The following is a 22,314-nucleotide window of genomic DNA, read 5'->3' on the forward strand; positions in this document are numbered from 1 at the left end:
CATACTGTATACCGAATGCACAGTCGACGCGAGAACGGAGCTACTGTGAAAGTCGCTGTTCTTGGCGCCGGCGCCATCGGTGCGTATGTGGGGGCCGCCCTGCATACCGCCGGCGTCGAGGTGCATCTCATCGCCCGCGGGCCCCACCTTGTGGCCATGCGGAAGTCCGGCGTCCGAGTGTTGAGCCCCAGAGGGGACTTCACCGCCCACCCGCACACGACCGACGATCCGAGCGAGGTCGGCCCGGTCGACTTCGTGTTCCTCGGACTGAAGGCCAACTCCTACGCCTCCGCCGCCGACATGGTCCGCCCGCTGCTCCACGAGAACACGGGCGTGGTCGCAGCACAGAACGGCATCCCCTGGTGGTACTTCCACCGCCTTCCCGGCCCCTACGAGGGCTACCGCATCGAGAGCGTGGACCCGGGCGGCAGCGTCACGGCCGCGCTCCCTCTTGAACGGGCCATCGGGTGCGTCGTCTACGCGGCCACCGAGATCGAGGAACCGGGCGTGATCCGCCACCTCGAGGGCACCCGCTTCTCCATCGGCGAACCCAGCGGGGAGCTGTCTCCCCGGTGCCTGGCGCTCAGCGAGGCCATGATCGCCGGTGGGCTCAAGTGCCCCGTCGAGGCCGACCTGCGCCGCGACATCTGGGTGAAGCTCATGGGCAACATCGCCTTCAATCCGATCAGCGCCCTGACCAGGGCCACCATGGCCGGGATCTGCAGACACCAGGGGACGCGCGAACTCGTCGTCGCGATGATGCGCGAGACCGTCGACGTGGCCAGGCGGGTCGGCTGCGATCCGCACATCTCGATCGAGCGCCGCCTCGCCGGCGCGGAGAAGGCGGGAGAGCACAAGACCTCCACGCTCCAGGACCTGGAGAAGGGGAAGCCGCTCGAACTGGACGTGATCCTCGCGGCCGTCGTGGAACTGGCCGATCTCACCGGCGCCTCGGTCCCCACCCTGCGCGCCATCCACTCGGTGACCGACCTGCTGGACGAGCAGGTGCGGCAGCAGAGCCTCCTGCCGGTCGCCGGAGTCCGGTAGCCGCCGACGTCCGACAGACCGCACACACGCACTCGGGAAAGGACGGCACATGACGACCAGGCGTGCCGGAGGCGACGGGAGGCCGATCCCTCACCCGCCCCATTCCGGGCTCCGGCACGCCTGGAACGCGTCGGCCGATGGGTAGGGTCACCGTCCAGCGCCGCGTCCTGCGGCTGCGCGACTCGGCCGCCACGAGCAGGGTCGACGCGCTGGCGGCCGAGGAACCGCTGGAGATCCGCCTGAACGGGCGTCCGCTCACCGTCACGATGCGGACGCCCGGCGACGACTTCGACCTCGCCGCGGGTTTCCTGGTGAGCGAGGGCGTCATCGGCTCGGCGCGGGACGTCGACACCATCCGCTACTGCGCGGGGGCGACGGCCGACGGTGAGAACACCTACAACGTCCTGGACGTACGGCTCGCGCCGGGCGTCACACCCCCGGCGGTCTCCCTGGAGCGCAACTTCTACACCACCTCCTCCTGCGGGGTGTGCGGGAAGGCCTCCCTGGAGGCGGTCGCCACCGTGGCCCGCTGGGAGGTCGCCGGCGATCCCGTGCGGCTGAAGCCCGAACTGGTCGCGGCCCTGCCCGACCGGCTCAGGTCCGCCCAGCGGGTGTTCGACCGGACCGGCGGCCTGCACGCGGCGGGCCTGTTCACGTCATCCGGCGAGATGTTGTGCGTGCGCGAGGACGTCGGGCGGCACAACGCCGTCGACAAACTGCTGGGCTGGGCCCTGCGCGGCGACCGGCTCCCCCTGACGTCCACGGTGCTGATGGTCTCCGGGCGCGCGTCGTTCGAGCTGGTGCAGAAGGCCGTGATGGGCGGCATCGCGGTGCTCGCCGCCGTGTCCGCCCCGTCGTCGCTGGCCGCCGAGCTGGCGGCGGAGCGTGGGCTGACGCTGCTCGGCTTCGTCCGCGGCACCTCCATGAACGTCTACACGGGCGAGGAAAGGATCATTCGCGAGGCAGTCTGAAATCTGAATATGCCTTGCCAAGCATATTCCGCTTGTGGCATGTTAAGGGAGTGTCCGACGCGATCTGGTCCGTGCTGATCGATCCCAACCGCCGCGCGATGCTCGACCTGCTGCGCGAGCGTCCGCGCACCGTGGGCGAACTGGTCGACGAGCTCGACCTCACCCAGCCCACCACCTCCAAGCACCTTCGGGTGTTGCGCGACTCGGGGTTCGTGCGCGTCCACAAGGACGCGCAGCGTCGTGTCTACGCGATCGACCCCGCGCCGCTCGCCGCGCTCGACGCGTGGCTCGCGCCGTACCGGCTGTTGTGGAACGACCGGCTCGACGCCCTCGGACACCACCTCGACACCACGAAGGAGCCCTGATGGACCGCGGAACGTTCATCCAGCACGAAGGCCGGCCCGCCGTGCGCTTCGAGCGCACCTACGCGCATCCGGCCGAGCGGGTATGGGAAGCCGTCGCGACGCCCGAGGGACTGTCCCACTGGTTCCCCTCCACCGTCGAACTGGAGCCCCACACGGGTGGAAAGATCACCTTCTCCGGCGACCCGAACCTTGAGCCGATGACCGGTACGGTCCTCACGTTCGACCCGCCCCGGCGCCTGGCCTTCTCCTGGGGCGGCGACGAACTCCTGTTCGACGTCGAGCCGATCGACGCCGAGCACTGCCGGCTGACCCTGGTCAACGTGCTCGAGGCGCGCGACACCGCGGCACGCAACGCGGCCGGATGGACCGTCTGCCTCGCCGAACTCGGCAGGCACCTGTCCGGCGCGACCACGGACGGTCCGCACAGCGCGTCGGCCGAACCCTGGCAGCCCGTCTACGACGCGTACGTGGCGTCGGGCATGCCGTACGGCGCGCCCATCCCGGGGGCCTCCTCCCACGCCTGACCCGGCCAGAGCGGGCCCGGTTCAGGCGGCCGAACGCAGACCGGCGCGGGTCAGGCCTCCAGGCGCAGAGCCGGGACGCCGGACGGATCGAAGCCGAAGACCTGCCCGTACAACGACAGCTCCGCCTCCAGGCAGGTCACCATGGTGTCCGCACGCCGGAAGCCGTGGCCCTCGCCGGGAAAGCTCAGATGGGCGTGCGGAACGCCGTGAGCGGAGATCCGTTCGAGGAGGCGCTCACTCTGCGCGGGCGGGCAGACCACGTCGTCGGTCCCCTGCATCAGCAGGAAGGGCACCGAGATCCGATCCGGATGGGCGCCCGGCGACCGGTCGCGGTACCGGCCGGGAACCTCGGTGTAGGGGCCGATGAGGAACTCCAGGTAGTGGGATTCGAAGTCGTGCGTCTGCCCGGTGGCGACGCCCTCCAGATCCAGGAGCGGGTACAGGAGAGCGGCGCAGGCGTAGACGTCGCTCGCGACCAGGGACGAGGCGGCGGTGAAACCACCCGCGCTGCCTCCCCTGATCGCCAGCCGCCCGGGAGCCGCGACGCCCTCGTCGACGAGCGCACGGGCGACCGCCGCGCAGTCCTCGACGTCCACCACTCCCCACTGCTCCCGCAGCCGCTCGCGGTAGGCGCGGCCGTAACCCGGTGAGCCGCCGTAGTCCACGTCGGCCACGCCGATGCCGCGGGAGGTGAAATACGCGATCTCCAGGTTGAGCGCCAGCGGAGAACGAAGCGTGGGGCCGCCGTGCGCCCACACCACGTACGGCGGCGGCTCGCCCTCCGGGCCGGCGAACCCGGGGTTGCGCGGAGCATGGAGCCGGGCATGGATCTCCCGCCCGCCGGGGCCCACCACGACCCGGGTCACCGGCTCAGGGAGGAATCCGGCCTCGACGACGGCCTGGTGCTCCCGGCCGACCACCCGGGTGCGAAGGGTGACGGTGTCGACCGCGACGATCTCGTACGACGTGGAGGGACCGGCGGCCACGCCCACCACCTCTGCGCCGGAGAGGGCGAGGTGCGGCAGCCACTCCCCTCGCTCGCCCGGCACGTCGACGAGTTCGCCGGTCGCCGGGTCGAGCAGGGCCGGCCGCTGGGCGCCGAGGCCGTGGAGCACCCAGATCCGCCCGTCCGGCAGCGGGACGAACCAGCGGAGGCCGAGACGCTGGACGCCGGCGAACTCCTCCGCCGCCGCGTGCAGCGCCACCGTCTCGCCCGTCTCCGGGTCGACGCGGTAGAGGTTCCACCACCCCGTGCCCTCGCACGCCGCCAGCAGGCCGCCGTCCGCCGCCCATTCGGCCTGGGCGACCGGGTCGCCCGGTCCGCCGGTCAGCGTGCGGACCTCCCGCATCACGCCGTCCGCGCCGACCTCGGCGATCTTGAGTTCGGCGGCGTCCCACGGCATGTGCGGATGGTCCCAGGCCAGCCACACGGCCCGCGAGCCGTCGGGCGAGATCCGGGGGCCGGAGACGAAACGGTGCCTGTCGTCGGACAACTCGCGGACGGCCGCCCGATTCCCGGCCGCCGAGCCGTCCAGGGGAACGGCCGCGATCAGCCTGCGCAGGTCGCCCGGGCCCTCTCCGGTGAACTCCTCCAGCACGCAGCGGACCTCGCCGCGGCCGAGGTCGATCTCGGGCTCGGCCCAGCGCAGCCCGCCGCCCACCGGGGAGACCGGCGTCAGCGGCCGCGGCTCGGCGCCGGGGACGTCGGGCTCGTAGGCGTACAGTCGCTGGTCCGCGAAGTCGGCGAACACCACGAGCACGCCGCCGCCGGTCGCCGCCGCCGTCCATGGGCGGCCGCCGTACTCGATGACCCGGCTCCGGACGTTCCACGGCGCGGGCAACGGGGAGTGCGGGTCGCCGTCCGCCTTCCGCCGCATCAGGGCCATCCGCCCGCCCTCCTCGGGACGGGGCTCCACCCACCACACCTCCGTACCGACCGTGCCGACGTACAGGGGCGCCCCGATCTGCCCGGCGCTCATCCCCCTCGTGGCCGTCTCCGCGGTGATCGGCGAGGGCCACGCGCCGTACGGCGCGACGGTGGTCACGACGCCGCCTTGCAGCGGCGCGAAGGGACGTCGCGGGGCAGTCCCCAAGTCATGGGCATCAACCGGTCATTCACCTCGCAAACCATACGAGCAAGACAAATCTTCTGTTTGCCCGGCGGGGTGGCCCACGCTCATATGGGGGCGTTCTGACCGGGTATGCCCCTGCGTGGGGGTGGGAGCGATGACGCGGTGCCTGGTCACGGGGGCGACCGGTTACATCGGCGGCAGGCTCGTGCCGCAACTGCTCGAGGCCGGGTACGAGGTCCGGTGCATGGCCAGGGCCGCCGGCAGGCTGCGGGATCATGCCTGGCGCGACCGGGTGGAGGTCCGCGAGGCGGACGCGATGATCCCCCAGCAGACGCGGGCCGCGCTCGACGGGGTCGACGTCGCCTACTACCTCATCCACACGATGGGGTCGGGACGCGACTTCGCCAGAAGGGACCGGCAGGCGGCCGAGGTGTTCGCCGCCGCGGCCCGGGGCGCGGGCGTGCGCCGGATCGTCTACCTCGGCGGGCACACCACGTCCAGGAGGCCGTCGCCGCACATGCGCTCGCGCGGCGAGGTCGAGCGGATCCTGCTCTCCTCTGACGTTCCGACCGTCGCGCTCCGCGCCGCCATGATCATCGGCTCCGGGTCGGTGTCGTTCGAGATGTTGCGCCACCTCACCGAGCGACTGCCGGTCATGACCACGCCCCGCTGGGTGCGCACGCTGACGCAGCCGATCGCGATCAGGGACGTGCTGCGCTACCTGGTGGGCGTCGCGGAACTGCCCGCCCAGGTGAGCCGGGCCTTCGACATCGGCGGCCCGGACGTCCTGTCCTACGCCGACATGATGCGGGGATACGCCGAGGTCGCGGGCCTGCCTCCCCGGGTGATCATCCCGGTTCCCGTGCTCACCCCGCGGTTGTCGAGCTACTGGGTCGGGCTGGTCACTCCGGTGCCCGCCGGAGTCGCCCGGCCTCTCGTGGAGTCCCTCCGCAACGAGGCGATCTGCCATGAGCACGACATCACCCGGTACGTCCCCGACCTCCCCGAAGGGCTCATCGATTTCCGCCAGGCCGTGCATCTCGCACTGCGCCGGATCAAGGAGGCCGACGTCGCCACCCGCTGGTCGTCGGCCTCGACTCCGGGCGCACCGAGCGACCCGCTGCCGACCGACCCCGACTGGGCGGGCGGCAGCCTCTACGTCGATGAGCGCAGCAAGGTCGTCGACGCGTCCCGCGCCGCGCTGTGGCAGGTCATCGAGGGTGTCGGCGGCGACAACGGGTGGTACTCCCTGCCCGTCGCCTGGCGGATCCGCGGGCTGCTCGACCGCCTCCTGGGCGGGGTCGGCCTGCGCCGGGGACGGCGCGACGCCCGGAGACTGCGGGTCGGGGACGCCGTCGACTTCTGGCGGGTCGAGGAGATCGTGCCAGGCGCCCTGCTGCGACTGCGCGCCGAGATGCGGCTGCCCGGCCTGGCGTGGCTGGAGCTCGCCTGCCACGAGGAGGACGGCCGGACGGTCTACTGCCAGCGGGCGATCTTCCACCCGCACGGCCTGCTCGGCCACCTGTACTGGCGCGGCATCTCGCCCCTGCACGGGCTGATCTTCGGCCGCATGCCGGGCAACGTGGCCAGGGCCGCGGCCCGGCAGGGCCACGCCGCCTGACGGCCGGACCGTCCTGACCGCGACGCCTCCCGCGGAGGCCCTCGCGACTGGCGCTCCCGCAGGGCGGAGCTTGCCGCTCTGCCCGCGGACCCGGAGGCGGCCGGGAAACCGCCGCTCATGACGCTGCCGTGGCGCCCTCGACGGCAGCGAACCGTTATCTCCGGGTTCGTGCCCCGGCCCTGCTCGCGGCGGGACGAGCCATCGAAGATCGAGTCACGAAAAATCGTGCATTGCATCGTTCCATGTGATCCAATCGCGGCACGATCGATCAGCGGGCGAACGGAGGCCGTCATGGCCGTGTCCGAGATGGAGCCGGCGGCGGGACCAGTGCCAGGACCAGTGGCAAAACCGGGGCAGGGCCTCGGGGCGGGCCTCGTGCCACCGGAGCCCCCCTCCGACGGCGTGACCGAGATCCGGCTCCACGGTGTGGGAGGCACCTCGCCCCAGAGCATGGTCGGCGATCTCCCGCTCCAACAGGTCGGCGGCGACGCGATCGCCGGGTTCTACCGCAGGCCCGACGCGGAGGGCCGCCACATCGAGGCCTACTCCTGGGGCGGGCTGACCTCTCGGAGCGGCACCCGGGTGTTGTGGTTGCTGTTGCTGCCGTTCCTGCTGGCCAACCTCGCCGGTTGGATGTTCCCTCCCCAGATGTTGCGCCGTCCGCGCGTCTTCGCGGTCTACCGGGCCGCGATCCGCTGGGCGGCGCTGGCCGTGACCCTGAACGCCGTGTTGTTCCTCACCTGGATCCCGATCGACTACCTCGGATACCAGTGCGGCGGTCGCGCGGAATGCGTCAAATCATGGCCGCTCTACGGGTTCGGGCTCCAGTTCGGCTTCGTCCAGGACCATCCAGGACGGCGCATCCTGATCGCGGCGGCCGTGCCGTTGCTGGCGATCGCGATCATGCTCGTGCTGTCTCGCCGAACGCTGGGACGGTACGAGTCGGTGCGTCCTCCCGCCCGCGGTCCCCTTCCCTCGGCCGATCCCGCACGCAGCGCGGCGGCGCTGACCGCCGGGCTCGCGCATCCCGATTTCTGGAACGGCAGGCGTGCTACCTCCCGCCTGGGCATGGCGCACCTGGCGGCGGCGGTCGCCATGCTGGCCGCGCTGATCGCTCACACCGTGCGCTCCACGGTGAATGTGGAGCAGCGGCCTCTCGCGTCCGCCGCCCTTGTGCTGAGCGGCCTCGTCCTCGCCGGCGTGGTCGTGGCACTCGTCGCGGAGACGGAGAAGAGATGGCCGGAGAAACTCGCCGTCGCGATGCTCGCGGTCGCCGTCGCGGCCCTGGCGCTGTCGGCGGTCTTCGCGTGGACGCAGCCGGCCGTGGCCTTCACCGAGGGCGAGTTGCCCGGCATGGGGCAGGCCGTGAACCTCACGAACATGGCGGTCGCGGGGACTCTCGCACTGGTGCTGGTCACGGTGCTCGCCGGCACGGCCGTGACGCCGGCCGGGTGGCTGCTGACAGCCGCCACGCTCGGGGCGGTCGTGCTCGCGCTCTGGGTCACCGACGTGGCGGAGTACCCCGGCGTCCGGGTCGCAGCCGTGCTGGTGCTCATCGTCGGGCTCGCCCTCGCCGGACAGGCGGCCCGCCGCGGCTACGACAGATTCCGCTGGGCGGCGCCGTTCGTCGTGATGGCCCTCGCGGCGGGCGTGCTCAACGTCTTCATGCTCGGCTCACTCATCCGGGTCGCGGACACCGTGGGCGCGATCCACTATTCGGAGACCGACTACCTCGTCCCGCCCCAGGAGCCCGTCGTCGCCGTGTTCCAGGTCATCCGGCCGTTCGCGCCGTACCTGGCCCTCCTGCCGGGAGCGATCGCCGTGGTGTTCCTGCTCTGGCAGGGCGTGCTGATCTGGCGCGCCGCGAGCGGTCCGGCCACGGAGCAGACCCGGCAGGCCTATCTCGTGCGGGAACAGGCCGCCGCCCCGACGCCCGGCAGCCCCGCGGCGTGGGTCGCCTCCACCGTCTCCGACCCCGCCGTAGGGAATCCGGCCGTCCACGACTGGCTGCGGGTGCGGTCCTGGGCGCAGACGGTGGCCGCCTGGCGGCGGCTCGCCCAGGCTCCGCTGGACCTGGACCTGCTGCTCACCGGCATCGTCGTCGCGGGAGTGTTCCTGGTCGGCTCGATGCAGTTGGACGACGGCGCGACCGGCGGGGCGCCCCCCTGGTTGATCGGCCTCGGCACGACGCTCGCCGCCGCGCTCCCCCTGTTCCTCATCGTGCTGCTGCGTTCCGGCTGGAACGACCTCACCAAGCGCAAGGCGATCGGCGTCCTGTGGGACGTCGGCACGTTCTGGCCCCGCTCCTACCATCCGTTCGCCCCGCCGTCGTACGCCGAGCGGGCGGTGCCCGAACTCCAGCGCCGCATCTGGTGGCTGCGCGACAACGGCGGCAAGGTGCTGCTCACCGCGCACAGCCAGGGCTCCGTGCTGGCCGTCGCCGCACTCGCCCAGCCGGACCGCCGCAGCCCGGACGACCAGGTGTCGCTCGTGACGTTCGGGTCCCCGGTCTACAAGCTGTACAACTGGGGCTTCCCCGCCTACTTCAACCAGGACATGCTGAACCACCTGCGAGTGGAGCGCTGGGAGAACCTGTACTACCTCACCGACTACATCGGCGGCCCCCTCGGCGCCGCCACCTGCCACGACGTCGAGACACCCGACCCGCCCACCAGCACGTTCCGGTACGGCGAGCCGGTCCCCCGCGTCGGCAGCCACACCGGCTACTGGGACGACCCCGCCCTGTGGAAGGCCGTGGGCCAGGCGGCGGCGCTGCTCGCGGCCCGACGGCCAGAGCCGCCGCGGGAATGAGCCCCGGCCGCGGTCTCAGTCAGTGCCGGGTCTCAGTCAGTGCCGGTCTCAGCCGGCGGCGCGGTCGTAGCGGGCGGCCAGTTCGCGCAGGTGCGCCGCCAACTCCGGCGGGTCGTCGACGGTGAAGTCGAGCCCGAGCAGCCCGAGATGGACGGCGATGGTGCCGAGCGTGTCCGCCCCCGTCCGCAGGACGCTCGTGGTCTCGTCGACGACCTCGACGGTCCCGACCGCGGGCGTGATCCGCTCGGCGACGGCCTGCGCGGGCGCGTGAACGATCACCCTGGCGTTGTGACGCCAGCCCGCCGCTGACACCCGGCGCGAGACGTAGGCGGCGACGTCATCCTCGGGCAGTTCGCGGGGCGCGAACCTCGGGCCGTTCGGCGTGCGCGGTTCGATGCGGTCGACCCGGAACGTCCGCCAGTCGCCGCGGTCGGCGTCCCAGGCCACCAGGTACCACCGCCGTCCCCAGTTGACCAGCCGGTACGGCTCCGCCGTACGGAGGCCGACCGTCCCCGCGTGGTCGCGGTAGTCGAACCGAAGCAGTTCGCGGTCGCGGCAGGCGGCCGCCAGCGTCGTCAGCACCTCGGGGTCGACCGACGGTGCCCCGCCGTCGCGCGGCACCGGGACGGTGTAGGTGTGCAGGGCGTTGACCCGGCGGCGCAGCCGGGAGGGCAGCACCTGCTCGAGCTTGGCCAGTGCGCGCAGGGACGTCTCCTCCAGGCCCGCGATCGCCCCGCCGGCCGCGGTGCGCAGCCCCACCGCGACGGCCACCGCCTCCTCGTCGTCGAGCAGGAGCGGCGGGAGGGCCGACCCGGCGCCCAGCCGGTAACCGCCCACCGGCCCGCGAGCGGCGTTGACGGGATAGCCGAGGGACCGCAGCCGCTCCACGTCGTTGCGGACGGTGCGCGTGCTCACGCCCAGCCGTTCGGCGAGATCGGTCCCCGTCCAGTCGCGCGGCGTCTGCAGCAGTGACAGCAGGCGGAGAAGCCGCGCCGAGGTCTCCAACATGAGACCAGTCTGCCGACTAATTAGGAATGAGGTGTTCCTAATGGACGTCTAACGTTCGGGGCATGGAGAACGGCAACGACATCCGCCCCGGGACCGGCCCCGTCCTGAGCCGCCGCGCGATCAACCGCGCCACTCTCGAGCGGCAACTCCTGCTGCGCCGCCACGACATGACGGCACACGAGGCGATCGAGCACCTCGTGGGCCTGCAGGCGCAGACCCCGCACACCTGGTACGTCGGCCTGTGGGGCCGGTTGGCCGGCTTCGATCCCCGTGAAGCCGCCGACCTGCTGACGAGCCGCGGGGCCGTCCGCATGGCACTCATGCGGTCGACGATCCATCTGGTGACGGCGCAGGACGCCCTCGCGCTGCGTGCGCTGATCCAGCCGGTGATCGAGCGCGGCACGAGATCCGTCTTCGGCAAGGGCGTCGCGGGGATCGACCCGGACGAGCTCGCCCGCGCGGGCAGGGCGGCGGTCGAGGAGAGGCCGCTGACCTTCAGCGAGCTCGGCAGGGTCCTCGGCGAGCGGTGGCCGGGCCGCGACCAGGCGTCGCTCGCCCAGACCACGAGGGCCGCGTTGCCGCTGGTCCAGGTGCCGCCCCGCGGAGTCTGGGGCGCGAGCGGCCTGGCCAGGCACACCACGGCCGAGGCCTGGCTGGGCCGGCCGCTTCGCGCGGACTACCCGGTGGAGGAGATGGTCCTGCGCTATCTCGCGGCGTTCGGCCCCGCCACCGTGCGGGACGTGCAGACGTGGTCGGGCCTGACCCGGCTCACCGAGATACTCGAACGCCTGCGGCCCCGCCTGCTGTCCTTCCGTGACGAGGACGGCGCCGAGCTGTTCGACCTGCCGGACGCTCCTCGGCCGGATCCCGGCACCCCCGCGCCGCCCCGGTTGCTGTACGACTTCGACAATCTCCTGCTCTCGCACGCCGACAGGTCGCGGGTGGTGACCGACGCCTACCGCCGGCAGGACTTCGACGACCACGGGCCCGTCCCCCGCCTCATCCTCCTCGACGGATTCACCGCGGGGACGTGGACCTTCGCCGCGGAGCGCGGGAAGGCGACGCTGGTGATCCGCCTCTTCGCGAAGACGTCCGGCGAGGACGCCGACGCGCTGGCCGCCGAGGGTGCGGCGCTCGCGGAATTCCTGGCCCCCGAGGCGGAGGTCCGCGACGTCCGGTTCGCCTCGTGAACCGGGGTCGCGGCCGGCACGGACCTGGACCCCCTGCGCGGGCTCAGCCGAGGGCGACCGTCACCGGGAGGAACAGCCGGTCCCGGTCGCCGGGAAGGTCGTCGCCGTGGATCATGACGGTCGTGGTGAAGGCCCGGGTCAGGCCGTGGTCCTCGGCCCAGCCGGTCAGCGCGGGCCGCCGGTGCTCCACGTCGAGCCGCAGCGGCCCCTCGGCCTCCGCGGCCAGGTCGGACAGCAGTCCCGAAGCCGTCTCCCCGTCACGCGCGATCAGTGGGCCGAGCACGGTGACGCCCTCGTTGCGCCAGGCCCCGCCGTACGCCGTGACGCCGGAGGGTCCCTCCACGACTCGCATCGACGCACAGAAGGCGGGCAACCGGGAGACCAGTTCGGTGCGCGGCGCCCCCCACGCCTCCGCGTCCAGGGCGAGCACCGCGGGAAGGTCGGCCGCGGTCATCGGACGCGACACAGGCCGGGCCGGATCCGACGGCCGGGCCCGGAACGACCCGGTGTACGCGCTGGAGTGACCGATCGCGCGGAAGCCGAGGCGTTCGTAGAGCGGACGCCCGTACTCGGTGGCCGTCAGCCAAAGGCACGACGTGCCGCTCCGCTTCATCGCGTGCGTCATCAGCCGCCTGCCGAGACCCCGGCGCTCGTGCCTGCGCGCGACGAGCATCATGCCGATGGCCGCGACCCCCGTGCCGTACCGGGTGGACGCCACCGTCGCGGCCAGCCCGCCCGCTGGGTCGTCGATTCCGTAGACCTCGCCGACGTCGAAAAGCAGACGCCATTTGCGCTCTTCACGCGACCAGTCGCGGTCCTCGGCCAGCAGCATGCAGTCGGGCAGGTCGTCGAAGCCGAGCCTCCGGACGGGCAGGTCGGGCGAAGAAGGCCTGACCTCGTTCTGGTCGATCGGCGAGTCGGTTTCTGGCACAAATGGGACATTAGCCACTCGCCGTACGGCGCGTCGATCGATTTAACCGGCCACGTCCGGCTCGTCGAGGAGACCGGCGTCGTGGACGAGCAGCGCGATCTGCACCCGGTTGTTGAGGCCGAGCTTGGTGAGGATGCTCGACACGTGCGTCTTCACCGTGGGGACGCCGAGATAGAGGACGGCGGCTATCTGGGCGTTCGACCTGCCCTCTCCGACTGCGACGGCCACCTCGCGTTCGCGGTCGTTGAGGAGCGCGAGGCGCCGCCCGGCGTCGGCGCGGCGCCGGTCCTGGCCGGAGTGGGCGACCCGGGCCATGAGGCGCCGGGTGACCGCCGGGGAGAGCACGGGATGGCCCTTGGCGACCTGCCGCACCGCCGCCACGATCTCGTCGGGCGGGGTGTCCTTGAGGAGGAACCCGGCGGCGCCGACGCGCAGGGCGCGCAGCACGTGCTCGTCGGCGTCGAAGGTGGTCAGGACGATGACCTCGGGTGCGTCCGGGCGGGCGCGCAGGGCCTCGGTGGCGGAAAGCCCGTCCATCGCGGGCATCCGGATGTCCATCAGCACCACGTCGGGGTCGTGCAGGTCGACGAGCGACAGGGCCTGCGCGCCGTCGCCGGCTTCGGCGACCACGCGGATGTCGGGCGCGCCGCCGAGCATCATCGTCAGGCCGGCACGCACCAGGGGATCGTCGTCGACGATGAGCACGCCCACGGGGAGGGAGGCCGAGGTGGTCATGTCGGCCAGGGTAACCATGCCGCCAGACGCCAGCCGCCTTCCCCGGTCGGGCCGTGCTCCAGCCGCCCGCCCGCGAGCGCGACCCGCTCGGCCAGGCCGAGAAGTCCCTGGCCGCCGGGGGCGTCCGTCGCGGTGGATCCGGCAGGCCGGGGAACGGGTTCGGCGTCCGGAGCGGTGTTGCCCACCTCGACGGTCAGCCCCTGGCCGGGCGCCCCCGCCGCACGCAACCGCACACCGGCTCCCGTCGCGTGCTTCCTGGCGTTGGTCAGGCCTTCCTGGACGACGCGGTAGGCCGTTCTGCCCATGCCGTCGGGAACCTGGCCGCCGATCTCCTGCCGCAGATCGACCCGCATCCCCGCCTCGACCGACTCGGCGACGAGCTGGTGGATGTCCGCGAAGGTGGGTTGCGGCAGCTCGCCCACCGGCGCGCGAAGCACGCCGATGACCTCGCGCAGGTCCTGCAGCGCCTGGTGAGCACTCTCTCTGATCACCTTGGCGGCACGGGCGACGTCCTCGGGCGGGGCGTCGGGGCGGTACTCCAGCGCACCGGCGTGGACGCTGAGCAGCGACAGCCGGTGGCCGAGCACGTCGTGCATCTCCCTGGCGATGGCCTCACGCGTGCGCAACTGGGCCTGCTCCGCGCGCAGATGCGCCTCGGTCTCCGCGCGGGCCGCCCGGTCGCGCAGCGAAACGACCAGTTCCCGCCGGTGGTGGATGAACAGGCCCCAGCCGACGATGGCGCCCTGGATGGCGAGCCCCAGGAGAAAGAGCAGGAGACCGGGCATCGCCGGCTCGGGACGCAGCTCGACGTAGACGACCCCGGAGACGAGGCTCAGCCCGAAGACGATCCCCGTGGTCCGGGGCGGCCGATGGACCGCGACGGTGAACAGGGCGACCAGCATCGCGCCCGAGACCAGCTCCGAGAACGCCGCCAGGGCGATCAGCACCACGCAGAGCTCGACCGGCCGGCTGCGCCTCAGCCACAGTGCGGCGCAGCCCAGCGTGGCGACGATCTGGTCGAGGCCGAAGACCCATGCCGGCTCCGGCAGCGGCGCCTGAACGCGCTCCGATGCCGTGAGCAGCCCGAAGGCGACCGCGAACAGGAACAAGCAGGTGTCCACGATCCAGTCCCGGGTGCTGCGCCGGGTCGCCACGACGTCCATCGTTTCGAGGCTACCGACCGGGCGGCGTCCGGCCAGGTGCCCGCGAGGCGACGATACCGAAGTCCGGACGAACGCTACTTTGGTCGGTCACGGCCCGCCGGGCGGATACGCGCGGCGGGCCGCGGAGAGCCTCTTGGCCGTTCCGCGGGCCGGCGCGGGCTCCCTAGCGTTCCGATCATGCGCTCGACGATTCAGTTCATCGGGATCTTCCTGACCTTGCAGGGGGTCAGCGGAGCCATCGACCACCTGCTGGTCCAGCCGTTCTTCGGGATCGTGCTGAACTTCTTCAACCGCCTCGTCATCCCCCGCGTCGACGTCCTCGCAGAGAACGCGTTGTTCGCCAACCTGTCGCTGGCGCTCCTGGGCGTGGTCGTGGTCATCGCGGCCGAGCCGGCCAAGCGCTCATGACAGCGCTTCGGCACCGGTACCGGTCAGGTTCTCCAGCATGCGCTGGAGCATGCCCGTGAGCTCCCGCACCTCCGTCTCTGTGAATCCCGCCAGCAGCCGCCCGGTGACGCGGCCGAACACGGGGGCCAGGCGGGGGACGATCGCCCGCCCCTCGTCGGTCACCTCGATGACGATGGAGCGCCGGTCGCCGGGATGCCTGCGCCGCCGTACCAGGCCCTTGTCCTCGAGGCGGTCCAGCAGTCTGGTCATGCCCGCCGTGTCGGTCCCGAGCTGGGGCGCGAGCTGGTTGGGGCTCGCCTCCTGCCGCGCGGCGTGCAGGAGGAGCGCGGCCTGCTGGGACGTGACGTCGAACGGCGCCAGCCGGCTCTCCACGGCGGTGCGCAGCTCGCGGCCGACCTGGTTGAGCAGCGAGCCGCCTCCCAGGACGAGCGCGATCGGCACGGCGCGGTTCTGGTCCTGGTCCTGGTCCTGGTACGGCCGGCTTCCGGCTGATGGGGATTCCATCGCGTCATGATAGCTGTCATGACTGTTGCTGTCGCGACAGCTATCGGGCTACGGTGGGGCCGTTACCCCCGAAAGGACCCCCATATGAACGAAGACAACTCCGACGGCCCGCACGTGCTCGTGATCGGCGGCGGCGTCGGCGGGCTCTGCCTCGCTCAGGGCCTGCGCAAGTCCGGCGTCCGCGTCGACGTCTACGAGCGCGACCGGTCCGCCCACTTTCGCGGCCAGGGCTGGCGCATCTCGCTCAAGAAGGAGGGCACGTCCGCACTCAGGAGCTGCCTGCCGGAGCACCTGTTCGAGCTCTGCGTCGCGACGGCCATCCTGCCGGCCACACGGATGGCGTTCCTTGACCACCTGCTGAACCCCAAGTTCGAAAAGCCCGTCCCGCCGCTCCCCCACGACGTCTTCTTCGGCGTCAACCGGCTGACGCTGCGCGAGATCCTGCTGTCCGGCCTCGACGACGCCCGCCACTTCGGCAAGACCTTCGTCCGGTACGACCACGCCGAGGACGGGCGGGTGCGGGCCCACTTCGCCGACGGGACCGTCGCGACCGCTGACCTGCTCGTCGGCGCCGACGGGACCAACTCGGCCGTCCGCCGCCAGTTGCTGCCCGCCGCCGAGGTCGACGACCTCGGGAACTTCGTCTACGGCCGGACGCCGATCACACCCGGCATGCTCGACCGGCTCCCCGGCGTCCTCGTCGACAGCTTCAACCGGCTCATCGCGCCCGGCGGCGCGGCCATGTCCGTGGTCACCTGCAGGACCAGGGAGCCCGTGCCCGAGGCCGTCGCGAGGCTGGCGCCCGGCGCACGGCTGACGGACATGCCCGGCTACCTCGCCTGGATGGTCTCCAGCGACGAGCGGACCGGATGGCCGGCCGGGCCGTCGCTCACCCCCGAGGGGTTCCGGCGGTCCGACGGGGAGACCCTGCACCGGCTGGCGCGCGAGACGATCGCGGACTTCCACCCGCTGGCCCGGCGGATCGTCGACGAGGCCGACGTACCCGCCACCTTCCCGGTCGGCCTGCGCAGCGCGCGGCCCGTCTCCCCGTGGCCGACGGCGGACGTCACGCTCCTCGGCGACGCGGTGCACACCATGTCGCCCGGGCGCGGCGAAGGGGCCAACACGACACTGCGCCACGCCGAACTCCTGCGGCAGGCCCTGGTGGGCGTCGCATCAGGGGGCGTTCCCCTGATCGAGGCCGTGGGCCGCTACGAGACGGAGATGCTCCGCCACGGCTTCCAGATGGTCTCCGCCTCACTGAGCAACCCCCTCATGCCGCGCCCGTCCGTCACGAGCCCCCCTCGGCCAGGCCCGCGCGGCGCCGGATGACCTCGGCGACGGCCGCCCAGTCGAGGTCGGCGTCGCCGTGCGCGATCGCGTCCACGAAGGAGTCGCGCAGCACGCTTCCGAACGGAAGCGGCACATTGGCTCCGGCCCCGGCGGTCAGCGCGAGCGAGACGTCCTTGAGCCCGAGCGCGAGACGGAACCCCGCGGGCTCGTAACGCCGCTCGGCGACCATGGACCCGTAACCGGAATAGATCACGCCGGGGAAGATCGTGTTCGTCATCAGGTCGACGAGCTCGGTGGACCTGATCCCCCTCGACTCGGCGAGGGCGCAGGCCTCGGCGACGGACTCGATCGCGCAGGCGATGAGGAAGTTGCCCGCGATCTTGACCAGGTTGGCCTGGTGAGGCGTGTCGCCCATGCGCCACGTGCGCTGCCCCATGGCCGCGAACAGCGGCTCCACATGGTCGATCAGTGCGCCGTCGCCCGCCGCGACGATGTTGAGCTTCCCGGCGGCCGCCACTTCTGACCGGCCCATCACCGGAGCGGAGAGGTAGCCGAGGCCGTGCTCGGCGTGGAGGGCGGCGGCGCGGTCGGCCAGCTCGACCGAGACCGTCGCCATGTTGACGTGGACGGTCGCCGTCGCGCCTCCGAGAAGGCGCGGATTCAGCAGGACCGACTCGACGGCCGCGTCGTCGGACAGGATGGAGATCACGACGTCGTTGGTGAAGACGGCCTCGAGACCGTCCGCCCGGGACGCGCCCATCGCGACGAGCTCGGCGACGGGCTCAGGCGACCGGTTCCACACCTGTACGGCATGGCCCGCGCGAACCAGGTTGGCCGCCATCCCCCGTCCCATGGCGCCGAGCCCCACGAAACCGACGTTCATCGCTGTCATCGCTGGATCCCCCTCGATCGTGCACTCGAGAGCCGGTCGAGGCGCGCACGCCCCGGCTCGGCAGGCCCTGGCGCTCGTCGTACCCCGCGCCCGCCCGGCCTGCACGTTAGCACCGGACTGGCGACGCGTTGGAACCGGCTATGGTGGTTCCGTGGAGAGCGAGGGCGGACGCCGGGACGACGGCTTCAGATTCGGCAACGGGCGGTTGTGCTTCACGTTCACCGCGACGCTCGGCGACCGGGGCGCGCCCGTCCCCCGTGAACGGCTCGCCGTCCCCGGCGACCTCGCGCGCTGGTGCGTGCGGGCCGGGCTGCTCGCCGAGGCTTCCCCGGTCGGACCCGCCACGCTCGCCGGGGCGCGCCGCCTGCGCGAGGCGATCGACCGCGCGGCCGAGCAGGTGCGCACCGGAGGGTTCCCCGATCCGCGGGACGCGGCGATCCTCAACGACTGGGCCGCGCGCCCGGCCCTCGCCCCCCGGCTCGACGAGGTCGGGCGGCTCCGCTGGCGCCAGGAGGGTGCCCAGGTGCGGCACGTGCTCGCCCTCGTCGCCCGCGACGCGGTGGACGTCCTCACCGGGCCGGCGAGGTCACGGCTTCGCCGCTGCGCCGACCCGGACTGCGCGGGCCTGTTCGTCGACGTCTCCCGGCCAGGAAACCGCCGCTGGTGCTCCATGAACACCTGCGGCAACAGGGCCAAGAAGGCGGCCTTCCGGCAGCGCAATCCGCGGTCCGGCTGATCTCACGCCGCGCCGGCCATGCCGCCGCTCATTCGGGGGCCTGGCCGTACATGACGGACAGCTCGGCCACGGTCCTCGCGATCCGGTCGCGCACTTCGGCCGGGCCCAGCACCTCCACCGAGGACCCCAGCCGCAGCAGCTGCCACGCCGCGTGGTTGACCGACTCGATCGGCAGCGTGATGCGCGTCCACCCCTGCGCGTCGGTCACCCCGTCCGCCAGGGCCTTGTCGCTGACGTCCGCGCCCATGGTGTAGCGGAGCAGGTCCTCCATCCCCGGCGCGATCCGGATGTCCGCCTCGGCGGTGTACATCCGCGCGGCGAACTCCACGGCGAACTCCCGCCAGAAGGCCGCGAGGTCGAAGTCCGGCGCCCGCGTGAACGTCTCGTCCAGCACCTCGGCCGTGATGATGCGGCCGACCCGGTACGTTCGGACGCTGCCCTCGCACGACGCCGCGAGATACCACGAACCGCCCTTGAGGATGAGACCGTACGGGTGCACGACCCGCTCCACCTCGGCCCGGCCCCACCGCCGGTAACGCATCCGGACGACGTGGTCGTCCCACACCGCCTCCGCGACGTCCATCAGGAACGGCACGTCGTCGGTGCTGCGATACCAGCCGGGCACGTCGAGATGGAACCGTTCACGCATCCGGGCCGCGCGCGAACGGGGCTCGGGCGGAAGCGCGGCAAGCAGCTTCAGTTCGGCCGCCGCGGCGACGTCGGCGCGGCCGAGTTCGGCGGCCGGGCCGGGGAGTCCCGCGAGGAACAGCGCCGAGGCCTCCTCGGCGGTCAGCCCGTTCAGCCGGGTGCGGTAGCCGTCGAGCAGCTGGTATCCCCCAAGCGGGCCGCGATCGGCGTACACCGGCACGCCGGCGGCCGACAGGGCCTCCACGTCGCGGTAGACCGTGCGCACCGAGACCTCGAGCTCCACGGCGAGCTCGGGCGCGGTCATCCTGCCGCGGGTCTGGAGGAGCAGCAGGAGGGAGAGCAATCGGCTCGCGCGCATGCGCCCAGTCTGCCACCTTTACAATGTAGATTTATTTGCTTTCAAACATCGATGATGTTCAAATGAACGCATGGAAAGTGCCGACCGGATCCGCGCCATCATGAACGAGCTGCGGACGTCCGACAGCGTCTCGGTGGCCGAGCTCGCCGCCCTGCACGGCGTCTCGGAGATGACCATCCGCCGCGACCTCGACGAACTGGCGCAGCAGGGCGTGGTGCGGCGGGTCCGCGGAGGCGCGCTCAGCCTGCTCCTGCGCGGGGAGGAGCCGCCCTTCGGCGTCCGCGAGCGCGAGGCGGTCGACGCCAAGCAGCGGATCGGCGCGGAGGTGGCGAGCCTGCTCGCGGACGGCGAGGCCGTCCTGCTCGACGGCGGCACGACCGTCCTCGAGGTCGCCAGAGCGATACACGACCGCCGGCTCACGGTGCTTCCGCTCGCCCTGCAGGCGACGCAGGAGCTCGCCGGGGCTCCGCGGATCCGCCTCGTCCTTCCCGGCGGCGAGGTCCGGCACGGCGAGATGAACTTCGTCGGCCCGCTGACCGAGGCCTCCATCAGGTCGTTGCGGTTCGACACCGCGGTCATCGGCTGCTGCGGCCTGTCCGCCGAGCACGGCCTGACCGCCCACGACCTGCCGGAGGTCGCGATCAAACAGACCGCCCTCGCCTCCGCCCGCCGCGTCGTGGTCGCCTGCGACTCGGGGAAGTTCTCCCGCACGGCGTTCGGCTCGGTCTGCACGCTCGACAGGCTGGACGTCGTCGTCACCGACGAGGGCATCCCCCAGGACCAGCACGACGCCCTCACCGCCGCCGGCGTGACCGTCCGCATCCCCCCCGCGTGATCACACCCCACGCCCCCCCGCGTGACCACGCCCCCCTCCGCGTGATCATGCACAGGTTCGTGAAGATGCCCTCCCACCTGCGCCCTTCCACTACGTGATCATGCACGGATTCGGCCGCGTCACCGCTCACCTGGCCGAATCCGGTCCGTGATCATGCAGTCCTCACCGTTGGAGCCCTGCCTCATGGCGCCACTCGCCACCGCCCCGCCCTCCCTGCGGCGCGCCCGCATCGCCGTCTTCGGGCTGTTCCTGCTCGCCGGAACGGCCATCGGCACCTGGACCGCCCGCATCCCCGCCATCAAGCACGACCTCGCCCTCTCCGACGGCCGCCTGAGCCTGGCACTGCTCGGCATCGCGGCGGGCGCCATCACCGGAATGCTGGTCATCGGCCGGCTCGTCGACCGGTACGGCAGCGACCGCGTGATGATCCCGGCGGCGCTCGCCCAGGGAGCCGTCCTGGTGCTCCCGGCCCTCGCGCCCAGCCTGCCGATGCTCACGCTGGCCCTGTTCCTGTTCGGCGTCGTCAACGGCACACTCGACGTCTCGATGAACGCCAACGCCGTCACCGTCGAACGCGCGTACGGCCGGCCGATCATGTCGGCCTTCCACGCGGTGTTCAGCGTCGGCGGCTTCGCCGGGTCGGCGCTGGGCGGGGTTTTCGCGAGCGCCGACGTGAGCCCGGCCGTCACCTTCGCGGTCGCCGGAGCGCTCATCCTGGTCGTCGCGGTGTTGTCGGCCCGCTGTGCCCTGCGCGACACCCCGCACCCCCCGGAGCCGGAAACCGCCGCGCCCGAAGCCGCTCAGGGAACCACCGGAACCGGCCCCGCCGGCCGGACCACCCCGGCTCGGCGCCGCCTGCCGCAGGGCGCGTTCTTCCTCGGCGTGCTCGCATTCTGCGGCCTCGTCGGCGAGGGGGCCTCCGCCGACTGGAGTTCGGTCTACCTCCACGACGATCTCGGCTCCTCCCCCGGCTTCGCCGCCGCCGCGTTCGCCGCCTTCTCGATCATGATGACCGCCGGGCGTTTCGCAGGCGACCGCCTCGCGGCCCGCCTGGGCCCGGTAACCCTGGTGCGCGGCTGTGGCCTGCTCGGCGCCGCCGGTCTCGCGATCAACCTCCTGATCGGCACGCCGGTCGCCGGGGTCGTCGGATTCGCCCTGTTCGGCGCGGGGCTGTCGTGCGTCATCCCGCAGGTCTTCTCCGCCGCCGGGCACCGCGACCCCGCGCAGTCCGGACGCGCGCTCGCGGTGGTGGCGAGCCTCGGATACACCGGTTTCCTCGCCGGCCCGGTGATCATCGGTTCCCTCGCGGAACTCGTCACCCTGCCGAAGGCCCTGTTCGTCCCCGCCCTGCTGACGCTTCTCGTCGCCCTTGCCGCCCCCGCCGTACGGCCGGCGCGAACCGGCGGAACGGACGCCGCCGACGTGCCCGCTCAGGCGAACTGGTCGTAGCCGAGCTTGACGACCAGCGCGGTCACGACGCACAGCAGAACCACGCGGACGAATCCGGCGCCGCGCCGCAACGCCATGCGGACGCCCACCTGCGCGCCGATGATGTTGCAGACGGCCATGCTCAGGCCGAGCGCCCACATCACGTGCCCCTGCACGCTGAACAGGATCAGCGCGCCGAGGTTCGTCCCCGTGTTGATCACCTTCGCGGTCGCCGAGGCGCGCACGAAGTCCATTCCCAGCAGGGAGGTGAACGCGATGAGCAGGAACGTCCCCGTCCCTGGGCCGAGGATGCCGTCGTAGAACGCGATCCCGACCCCCGCGACCAGGACCGCGCTCACCACCCGGGCCGTCGTCCGGAGATGAGGATGCGGCAGCCTGCCGAAGGCAGGACGGAACGTCACGAACGCCGCGACCACCAGCAGCACGGCCATGACCAGCGGCTTGAGCATCGAGGCGTCGAGAAGGGCGGCCGAGGCCGCGCCCACCCCCGCGAAAACCACCGCCAGCACGCCCGCCGGCAACGCGACCGCGCGGTCCAGCTTCGTCCCGCGCACGTACGTCACCGCGGCGGACGCCGTGCCGAAGATGGCGGCCGACTTGTTGGTGGCCAGGGCCTGTACGGGTGACAGGCCCGCGAGGATCAGCACGGGCAGCTGGAGCAGACCTCCTCCGCCCACGACGGCGTCGACCCACCCCGCGGCCAGCGCCGCCACGAGCAGCAGCACGATCGTCCCGGCGTGCATCGCTGCGCAT

21 protein-coding genes are annotated in these 22,314 nt (G+C 72.2%); 12 read left to right on the forward strand and 9 right to left on the reverse strand.

The window, feature by feature from the left end; translation table 11 throughout:
* Positions 1-45 precede the first annotated feature (45 nt).
* The 4 genes from Pka01_RS09610 (at position 46) to Pka01_RS09625 (ending at position 2,907) form a co-directional block, all read left to right on the forward strand.
* The gene (locus Pka01_RS09610; RefSeq protein WP_203882278.1) at positions 46-1,047 is read left to right on the forward strand and encodes a 2-dehydropantoate 2-reductase; all 1,002 of its coding nucleotides are present in this window, start codon (positions 46-48) and stop codon (positions 1,045-1,047) included.
* 137 nt (positions 1,048-1,184) lie between these two features.
* Positions 1,185-2,018, forward strand: a complete 834-nt coding sequence (fdhD, locus tag Pka01_RS09615; protein ID WP_203882279.1) for a formate dehydrogenase accessory sulfurtransferase FdhD — start codon at positions 1,185-1,187, stop codon at positions 2,016-2,018.
* Between the two features lie 50 nt (positions 2,019-2,068).
* On the forward strand, positions 2,069-2,383 hold the full coding sequence (locus Pka01_RS09620; protein ID WP_275414444.1) for an ArsR/SmtB family transcription factor: 315 nt from the start codon (positions 2,069-2,071) through the stop codon (positions 2,381-2,383).
* Positions 2,383-2,907, forward strand: a complete 525-nt coding sequence (locus Pka01_RS09625) for an SRPBCC family protein (RefSeq protein WP_203882280.1) — start codon at positions 2,383-2,385, stop codon at positions 2,905-2,907. The genes Pka01_RS09620 and Pka01_RS09625 overlap by 1 nt, the downstream gene beginning before the upstream one ends.
* Positions 2,908-2,957: 50 nt before the next feature.
* Here Pka01_RS09625 and Pka01_RS09630 read toward each other — a convergent pair whose 3' ends face one another.
* Positions 2,958-4,952, reverse strand: coding sequence for a prolyl oligopeptidase family serine peptidase (locus tag Pka01_RS09630; RefSeq protein ID WP_239114856.1), 1,995 nt, complete (start codon positions 4,950-4,952; stop codon positions 2,958-2,960).
* A gap of 181 nt (positions 4,953-5,133) precedes the next feature.
* Here Pka01_RS09630 and Pka01_RS09635 point away from each other — a divergent pair, with 181 nt between their 5' ends.
* Together Pka01_RS09635 and Pka01_RS09640 are read left to right on the forward strand one after the other, a co-directional pair.
* The gene (locus Pka01_RS09635; RefSeq protein WP_203882281.1) at positions 5,134-6,600 is read left to right on the forward strand and encodes an SDR family oxidoreductase; all 1,467 of its coding nucleotides are present in this window, start codon (positions 5,134-5,136) and stop codon (positions 6,598-6,600) included.
* 375 nt (positions 6,601-6,975) lie between these two features.
* Positions 6,976-9,411 (forward strand): hypothetical protein, encoded by a 2,436-nt coding sequence (locus Pka01_RS09640; protein WP_203882282.1) that lies wholly within the window; start codon positions 6,976-6,978, stop codon positions 9,409-9,411.
* 48 nt (positions 9,412-9,459) lie between these two features.
* On the opposite strand, the gene Pka01_RS09645 is transcribed toward Pka01_RS09640, so the two are convergent.
* Complete coding sequence (locus Pka01_RS09645; protein ID WP_203882283.1) at positions 9,460-10,419, reverse strand: helix-turn-helix transcriptional regulator; 960 nt, start codon at positions 10,417-10,419, stop codon at positions 9,460-9,462.
* Positions 10,420-10,481: 62 nt separating this feature from the next.
* Here Pka01_RS09645 and Pka01_RS09650 point away from each other — a divergent pair, with 62 nt between their 5' ends.
* On the forward strand, positions 10,482-11,609 hold the full coding sequence (locus Pka01_RS09650; RefSeq protein ID WP_203882284.1) for a winged helix DNA-binding domain-containing protein: 1,128 nt from the start codon (positions 10,482-10,484) through the stop codon (positions 11,607-11,609).
* A gap of 43 nt (positions 11,610-11,652) precedes the next feature.
* On the opposite strand, the gene Pka01_RS09655 is transcribed toward Pka01_RS09650, so the two are convergent.
* The 3 genes from Pka01_RS09655 to Pka01_RS09665 are packed head-to-tail and all read right to left on the reverse strand — an operon-like array spanning position 11,653 to position 14,438.
* Positions 11,653-12,540 carry a GNAT family N-acetyltransferase gene (locus Pka01_RS09655; protein WP_203882285.1) on the reverse strand — a complete coding sequence of 296 codons (888 nt, stop codon included), beginning with the start codon at positions 12,538-12,540 and terminating at the stop codon, positions 11,653-11,655.
* A 42-nt stretch (positions 12,541-12,582) separates the two neighbouring features.
* A complete protein-coding gene (locus Pka01_RS09660) occupies positions 12,583-13,275 on the reverse strand; it encodes a response regulator (RefSeq protein WP_203882286.1) in 693 nt (230 codons plus the stop codon).
* Positions 13,272-14,438 (reverse strand): sensor histidine kinase, encoded by a 1,167-nt coding sequence (locus tag Pka01_RS09665; RefSeq protein WP_203882287.1) that lies wholly within the window; start codon positions 14,436-14,438, stop codon positions 13,272-13,274. The genes Pka01_RS09660 and Pka01_RS09665 overlap by 4 nt, the downstream gene beginning before the upstream one ends.
* Positions 14,439-14,615: 177 nt before the next feature.
* Between Pka01_RS09665 and Pka01_RS09670 the strand changes: the two genes are divergently transcribed.
* Positions 14,616-14,846, forward strand: a complete 231-nt coding sequence (locus Pka01_RS09670) for a hypothetical protein (RefSeq protein ID WP_203882288.1) — start codon at positions 14,616-14,618, stop codon at positions 14,844-14,846.
* Here Pka01_RS09670 and Pka01_RS09675 read toward each other — a convergent pair.
* Positions 14,841-15,350 (reverse strand): MarR family winged helix-turn-helix transcriptional regulator, encoded by a 510-nt coding sequence (locus Pka01_RS09675; protein WP_203882289.1) that lies wholly within the window; start codon positions 15,348-15,350, stop codon positions 14,841-14,843. The genes Pka01_RS09670 and Pka01_RS09675 overlap by 6 nt on opposite strands.
* 84 nt (positions 15,351-15,434) lie before the next feature.
* Between Pka01_RS09675 and Pka01_RS41205 the strand changes: the two genes are divergently transcribed.
* Positions 15,435-16,682 (forward strand): FAD-dependent oxidoreductase, encoded by a 1,248-nt coding sequence (locus Pka01_RS41205; RefSeq protein WP_203882290.1) that lies wholly within the window; start codon positions 15,435-15,437, stop codon positions 16,680-16,682.
* Here Pka01_RS41205 and Pka01_RS09685 read toward each other — a convergent pair.
* Complete coding sequence (locus tag Pka01_RS09685) at positions 16,642-17,535, reverse strand: NAD(P)-dependent oxidoreductase (RefSeq protein WP_203882291.1); 894 nt, start codon at positions 17,533-17,535, stop codon at positions 16,642-16,644. The genes Pka01_RS41205 and Pka01_RS09685 overlap by 41 nt on opposite strands.
* Positions 17,536-17,686: 151 nt before the next feature.
* Between Pka01_RS09685 and Pka01_RS09690 the strand changes: the two genes are divergently transcribed.
* Complete coding sequence (locus Pka01_RS09690; RefSeq protein WP_203882292.1) at positions 17,687-18,271, forward strand: CGNR zinc finger domain-containing protein; 585 nt, start codon at positions 17,687-17,689, stop codon at positions 18,269-18,271.
* Between the two features lie 28 nt (positions 18,272-18,299).
* On the opposite strand, the gene Pka01_RS09695 is transcribed toward Pka01_RS09690, so the two are convergent.
* A complete protein-coding gene (locus Pka01_RS09695) occupies positions 18,300-19,277 on the reverse strand; it encodes a helix-turn-helix transcriptional regulator (RefSeq protein WP_203882293.1) in 978 nt (325 codons plus the stop codon).
* A gap of 70 nt (positions 19,278-19,347) precedes the next feature.
* Here Pka01_RS09695 and Pka01_RS09700 point away from each other — a divergent pair, with 70 nt between their 5' ends.
* Positions 19,348-20,112, forward strand: a complete 765-nt coding sequence (locus Pka01_RS09700; protein WP_203882294.1) for a DeoR/GlpR family DNA-binding transcription regulator — start codon at positions 19,348-19,350, stop codon at positions 20,110-20,112.
* Between the two features lie 183 nt (positions 20,113-20,295).
* Positions 20,296-21,561 carry an MFS transporter gene (locus tag Pka01_RS09705; RefSeq protein ID WP_203882295.1) on the forward strand — a complete coding sequence of 422 codons (1,266 nt, stop codon included), beginning with the start codon at positions 20,296-20,298 and terminating at the stop codon, positions 21,559-21,561.
* Here Pka01_RS09705 and Pka01_RS09710 read toward each other — a convergent pair.
* A complete protein-coding gene (locus tag Pka01_RS09710; protein ID WP_203882296.1) occupies positions 21,543-22,304 on the reverse strand; it encodes a TSUP family transporter in 762 nt (253 codons plus the stop codon). The genes Pka01_RS09705 and Pka01_RS09710 overlap by 19 nt on opposite strands.
* Positions 22,305-22,314: the final 10 nt, after the last annotated feature.

The sequence above is a fragment of the Planotetraspora kaengkrachanensis genome, from assembly GCF_016862895.1.
Taxonomy (GTDB): Bacteria; Actinomycetota; Actinomycetes; order Streptosporangiales; family Streptosporangiaceae; genus Planotetraspora; species Planotetraspora kaengkrachanensis.